The sequence below is a fragment of the Micromonospora sp. NPDC003776 genome, assembly GCF_053605645.1.
The window spans coordinates 1-6,130 of sequence record NZ_JBSGJR010000435.1 but is presented as its reverse complement, the minus strand read 5'-3'; the positions used below and the strand labels follow the sequence as shown (position 1 = coordinate 6,130).

5 protein-coding genes are annotated in these 6,130 nt (G+C 71.3%); 3 read left to right on the top strand and 2 right to left on the bottom strand.

Annotated elements, in window-relative coordinates; all coding sequences use genetic code 11:
- Nucleotides 1-15: 15 nt before the first annotated feature.
- On the bottom strand, nt 16-1,197 hold the full coding sequence (gene tal, locus ACWEVO_RS27335; protein ID WP_452310365.1) for a transaldolase: 1,182 nt from the start codon (nt 1,195-1,197) through the stop codon (nt 16-18).
- Between the two features lie 16 nt (nt 1,198-1,213).
- A complete protein-coding gene (gene tkt / locus ACWEVO_RS27330; protein ID WP_452310364.1) occupies nt 1,214-3,352 on the bottom strand; it encodes a transketolase in 2,139 nt (712 codons plus the stop codon).
- Nucleotides 3,353-3,617: 265 nt separating this feature from the next.
- Between tkt and ACWEVO_RS27325 the strand changes: the two genes are divergently transcribed.
- From ACWEVO_RS27325 to ACWEVO_RS27315, 3 genes are all read left to right on the top strand, one after another.
- Entirely contained in the window at nt 3,618-4,574 is a 957-nt protein-coding gene (locus ACWEVO_RS27325) for a heme o synthase (RefSeq protein ID WP_452310363.1), read from the top strand.
- A 254-nt stretch (nt 4,575-4,828) separates the two neighbouring features.
- Nucleotides 4,829-5,161, top strand: coding sequence for a hypothetical protein (locus ACWEVO_RS27320; protein WP_355639961.1), 333 nt, complete (start codon nt 4,829-4,831; stop codon nt 5,159-5,161).
- Between the two features lie 6 nt (nt 5,162-5,167).
- A complete protein-coding gene (locus ACWEVO_RS27315) occupies nt 5,168-6,088 on the top strand; it encodes an ATP-grasp domain-containing protein (protein ID WP_452310362.1) in 921 nt (306 codons plus the stop codon).
- Nucleotides 6,089-6,130 lie beyond the last annotated feature (42 nt).

The following is a 6,130-nucleotide window of genomic DNA, read 5'->3' as shown; positions in this document are numbered from 1 at the left end:
GTCCGGCGCCGTTCGTCACGCGTTGCCCCCGGCCTGCTCGGCGGCCTGCGCGTTGCCCTGGGCGGCCTGGTTCGGCTGCCCGGCGCCCTTGGCCGCCTCGGTGAGCGACTTCCGGACCCCGTCCAGCAGTTCGCGCCAGCTCGCCTCGAACTTCTCCACGCCCTCCCGCTCCAGGGTGGCGATCACGTCGGACATGTCCACGCCGACGGCCTGCAGGTCGGTGAAGACCTGGCGGGCCTCGTCGTAGGCGCCGGTGACGGTGTCGCCGCCGCGCGTCTCGCCGTGGTCGGCGAAGGCGTGGATGACCGGCTCCGGCATGGTGTTGACCGTGCCGGGCGCGATCAGCTCCTCGACGTAGATGACGTCCCGGTAGTCCGGGTTCTTGGTGGAGGTGGAGGCCCACAGCGGGCGCTGCGGGTGGGCGCCGGCGTCGGCCAGCTTCTGCCACCGCTCCGAGCCGAAGACCTCGCAGTAACGCTCGTACGCCAGCCGGGCGTTGGCCACGGCGGCCTTGCCGCGCAGCGCCTTGGCCTGGTCCGAGCCGATCTTCTCCAGCCGCTTGTCGACCTCGGTGTCGACCCGGGAGACGAAGAACGAGGCCACCGAGCCGATCTTGGACAGGTCGTGCCCGTTCGCCTTCGCCTGCTCCAGACCGGCCAGGAAGGCCTCCATGACCTGCGAGTACCGGTCCAGGCCGAAGATCAGCGTGACGTTCACGCTGATCCCCTGGGCCAGGGTGGCGGTGATCGCCGGCAGGCCCGCCTCGGTGGCCGGGATCTTGATGAACAGGTTCGGCCGGTCGATCAGCCACCACAGCGCCCCGGCCTCGGCGACGGTCTTCTCCGCCTCGTGGGCCAGGCGCGGGTCGACCTCGATGGAGACCCGGCCGTCCACCCCGCCGCTCGCGTCGTACGCCGGGCGCATCACGTCGCAGGCCCACCGCACGTCGTACGTGGTGAGCATGCGGACGGCCTCCTCGACGTCCACCCCACGGATGGCGAGGTCCTTGAGCTGCCAGTTGTACTCGTCGGCGTCGCTCAGCGCCTTGGCGAAGATGGTCGGGTTGGAGGTCACCCCGACCAGGTGCTGCTCCCGCCGGAGCTGGTCGAGGCCGCCCGAGCTGAGCCGGGTCCGGGAAAGATCGTCGAGCCAGATCGCCACTCCTGCGGCGCTCAGCTCACCAAGCCTGTCGGTCATGCCGTCCACGCTCCCCTCAGTTGCCGGTCGTGAAACCGGTGATGTCGCCCACCCGGGTCAGCGCCGCGTGCGCGGCGGCCACGATCCGGTCGGGGGTGAACCCGAACTGCTCGAAGAGCACGGTGTGCGGTGCGCTCGCCCCGTAGTGCTCCAGGCTCACGCTCTCGCCGCTGTCCCCGACGATGCCCCGCCAGGACATGGCGATGCCCGCCTCCACGCTCACCCGTGCCTTTACCCCGCGCGGCAGGACCGACTCCCGGTACGCCTCGTCCTGCGCGAAGAACCACTCCTGGCAGGGCATCGAGACGACCCGGGTGGGGGTGCCGTCGGCCTCCAGCCGCTCCCGGGCGGTGAGGCAGAGCTGCACCTCGGAGCCGGTGCCGACGAGGATCACCTGCGGCTTGCCGGTGGACGCCTCGGCCAGCACGTACCCGCCCTTGGCCGTGCCCTCGGCGCCGGCCAGGTCGGTGCGGTCGAGGGTCGGCAGCGCCTGCCGGCTGAGCGCCAGCGCGGTCGGCCGGTCGGTGTGCTCCAGCGCCTGCCGCCACGCCCAGGCGGTCTCGTTGGCGTCGGCGGGCCGGACCACGTCCAGCCCGGGGATGGCGCGCAGCGCGGTGAGGTGCTCCACCGGCTGGTGGGTGGGGCCGTCCTCGCCGAGGCCGATGGAGTCGTGCGTCCAGACGTAGACCACCGGCAGCTTCATCAGCGCGGCGAGTCGGACAGCGGGGCGCATGTAGTCGCTGAAGACCAGGAACGTGCCGCCGTAGGGGCGGGTGCCGCCGTGCAGGGCGATGCCGTTGAGGATCGCGCCCATGGCGTGCTCACGGATGCCGAAGTGCAGGGTGCGGCCGTACTCGTCGCCGGGGAAGTCCTTGGTGGCGTGCACCGCCGGGACGAAGGACGGTTCGCCCTTCATGGTGGTGTTGTTGCTCTCCGCGAGGTCGGCCGAGCCGCCCCACAGCTCGGGCAGCACCGGGGCGAGGGCCTCCAGGACCTTGCCGGAGGCGGCCCGGGTGGCCACGCCCTTGGCGTCGGCCGGGAAGGTCGGCAGGGCGTCCGTCCAGCCCTGGGGGAGGGTACGGGTGGACATCCGGTCCCACAGCGCCTTGCGCTCCGGGTTGGCCTGCGCCCACGCGTCGAACGTGGTGGTCCACGCCGCCTGGGCCTCGGCGCCCCGGTCCATCACCTGGCGGGCGTGCTTGAGTACCTCGTCGTCGACCTCGAAGGTCCGCTCCGGGTCGAAGCCGAGGATCTGCTTGGTGGCCTTCACCTCGTCGGCGCCGAGCGCGGAGCCGTGGATCTTGCCGGTGTTCTTCTTGTTGGGTGCGGGCCAGCCGATGATGGTGCGCAGTGCGATGAAGGAGGGCCGGTCGGTCTCCGCCCGGGCGGCCAGCAGCGCCTGGTAGAGCGCCTCCACGTCCTCGTGGTAGTCGTCCTGGTCGGCGTCGCCGCGGCGCCAGTCGACGGTCTGCACGTGCCAGCCGTACGCCGCGTAGCGGGCCGCGACGTCCTCGCTCTTGGCGATGCGGGTGTCGTCCTCGATCGAGATCTCGTTGTCGTCGTAGATCAGGCAGAGGTTGCCGAGTTGCTGGTGGGCGGCGAGGGCGCTGGCCTCGTGGCTGATGCCCTCCTCGATGTCGCCGTCCGAGGCGATGCACCAGACGTCGTGGCGGAACGGGGAGTCGGCCCGGTCCGGTTCGGGGTCGAACAGGCCGCGCTCGCGGCGGGCCGCCATGGCCATGCCGACCGCGTTGCCGATGCCCTGGCCCAGCGGGCCGGTGGTGGTCTCGACACCGGGGGTGTGGCCGTGCTCCGGGTGGCCCGGGGTGAGCGAGCCCCACTGGCGCAGGGCCTTGAGGTCGTCCAGGGCCAGCGGGTAGCCGGAGAGGAAGAGCTGGATGTAGAGCGTGAGGCTGGAGTGGCCGGCGGAGAGCACGAACCGGTCGCGGCCGGCCCAGTTCGGGTCGGCCGGGTTGTGCCGCATGACCCGGTTGAAGAGCAGGTACGCCGCCGGGGCCAGGCTCATGGCCGTGCCCGGGTGGCCGTTGCCGGATTTCTCCACGGCGTCCATGGCCAGCACGCGGACCGTGTCGACGGCCCTGCGGTCGAGGTCGGACCAGTTGAGAGCGGGAAGCTCGGGTCGGTTGGCAGCCACGATGGTTGTGCTCCTCGGCAGATGGGCGGAACCCTCACTGATGACCCTATCGAGCGTCCCTAAACGTCCGCCCGGGGATCTCTGCATGGTGTTCTGTGCGGGTCCGACCGGATCGGCCGTTCACGGCCGGGTGTGACGGCTCGCACCGTTGTCGGGTCTGCGGGGCAGCGAAAACGACGCCGCGTAGTGTGTGGGGCGGTGTGTGGGCCCGGCCGGGTGCGCCGCCGACCCGACCTCCCCCGCCGAAGCCGGAAGGTGGCAATCCGTGAGCATGATCACCGAGCGCCCCGTCAGCGACTCTGCCGGGCAGCCGGTGCGCACGGTGACGGAGGCGTCGGCGACCGGGCGGCGGGACGTGCGGGCCGTGGTGGCCGCGTACGTGGCGCTCACCAAGCCGCGGATCGTCGAGCTGCTGCTGGTCACCACGGTGCCGGCGATGATGCTCGCCGACGGGGGGATGCCCTCGCTCTGGCTGGTGGCCGTGGTGCTGGTCGGCGGTTCGCTCGCCGCCGGCGCCGCCAGCGTGATCAACTGCTACATCGACCGGGACATCGACCAGGTGATGCGGCGCACCAAGCGCCGTCCGCTGCCGGCGCACACCGTGTCGCCGCGCAGCGCGCTGATCTTCGGCCTGGTGCTGGCGGCCGTCTCGATCGTGCTGATGGCCGCGTTCACCAACTGGCTGGCCACGGCGCTGACCCTCGCCGCGATCGCCTACTACGACCTGGTCTACACGCTCTGGCTCAAGCGGACCACGGCGGCCAACACCTTCTGGGGTGGCGCCTGCGGGGCGGCTCCGGTGCTGATCGGCTGGGCCGCGGTCACCGGCTCGCTGGCCCCCGCCGCCTGGTGGCTCTTCGCGGTGGTCTTCTTCTGGCAGATGCCGCACTTCTACGCGCTGGCGATCAAGTACAAGGCCGACTACGCCCGGGCCGGCATCCCGATGCTGCCGGTGGTCGCCTCGGTCCGGCGGGTGAACGCCGAGATCATCATCTTCTCCTGGCTGACCCTGCTCTCCTCGTTGGCCGTCTGGCCGCTGGGCATGAGCCCCGTCTACGGGGTGACCGCGCTGGTGGTCGGCGGCGTCTTCGTGGTGGAGGCGCACAAGCTGTGCCGGCGCGCGGCGCGCGGCGAGGCGGTCAAGCCGATGCGGCTGTTCCACTGGTCCACCACCTACCTCACGATCCTCTTCGCCGCCGTCGCGCTCGACGCCCTGCTCTAGCTCCCGTCCGCGCACCGGGTCGGTCGGTGGAGTTCCCGCAGGCGGCAGAGGTTCTCCAGAATTTTTTTTCAGGTAACGTGTCAGCACCCCAACCTGGACAGATTGTGACGATCTCTCCTGTCCGCTTCGCCGGTATATAGCGGACATGTACGGGCGAATCACCTGTGGTCTTCCTTAAACCTGTAGGTAATTGGCATCACAATTGGTTCATCGTTCTCGCACATGTGGGTGGAACTCTGCTTAGGCTTCGCGTCATGGCAGATGGTTCCGATACGACGCTGACGGCTGACAAGACCGCCGAGCAGGCCCCCAACGGCCTGGTCGCGGGCATCAAGTCGTTCGCCGCCGGGCACGGCGGGGCGAAGGCGGTCATCGAGTACGTCGGTAAGCGCGGCGCGCGCATCGTCCTCGTGGGTGAGGACGGGGTGTGGGCCGACCAGTTCGCCGACGGCACCGACGTCGCGCGGCAGGCCTGCGCCACGGCCGGGGTCGCCGTCGAGAACGCCTGGGAGCGTGAGCTGATGGACCAGATGCGGCCGAGCAACGACCTCTGGCGGTCGATGGCCCGACGCACGATGGCCCGTTGACATAAATTGACCAACCACCACCAGTCGACCCGGGGGGAACCCCGGGTCGCTCTCGTCACCTGTTCCGCCCTGCCCGACCTCGACCCGGACGACCGGCTCGTGCTCGGCCCGCTCGCCGCGCGCGGCATCACCGCCGAGCCGGCCCGGTGGGACGACCCGACCGTGGACTGGTCCGGCTACGACCTGGTCGTGCTCCGCTCGCCCTGGGACTACGCGCTGCGGCGCGACGCGTTCGTCGCCTGGGCGCGTACCGTCCCGCGGCTGGTCAACCCCGCCGACGTGGTCGCCTGGAACACGGACAAGCGCTACCTCGCCGAGCTGTCCGCGGCGGGCGTGCCCACCGTGCCGACGACCTGGATCGCGCCGGGGGAGAGCTGGGACCCGCCGGCCGACTCCGGCGAGATCGTGCTCAAGCCGGCGGTCAGCGCCGGCAGCCAGGACACCGGCCGGTACGACCTGGCCGACCCGGAGCACCGGGAGCTGGCCGTGGCGCACGTCCGGCGGCTCTCCGCCGCCGGCCGGGTGACCATGGTCCAGCCGTACCTCGGGGCGGTGGACACCGCCGGGGAGACCGCGCTGCTCTTCCTGGCCGGGCCGGACGGCCTGGTGTTCAGCCACGCGATCCGCAAGGGGCCGATGCTGACCGGTCCGGACCTGGGCGTGGCCGCGCTCTACAAGGAGGAGCGGATCGACGCCCGGACGGCCACCCCCGAGCAGCTCGACACCGCGGAGAAGACCCTCGCGGTGGTCCCGGGCGGCACGGACCGGCTGCTCTACGCCCGGGTCGACCTGATCCCCGGCCGCGACGGCGCGCCCGTCCTGGTCGAGCTGGAACTCACCGAGCCCAGCCTGTTCATCGGGTACGCCGACGGCGCCCCCGACCGCCTCGCTGACGCGATCGCCACGCGACTGCGTCTCCACGCCTGACCGGTCCACACGTTCCCCGGCGTTGCCGCCTCCCCTGCCGGG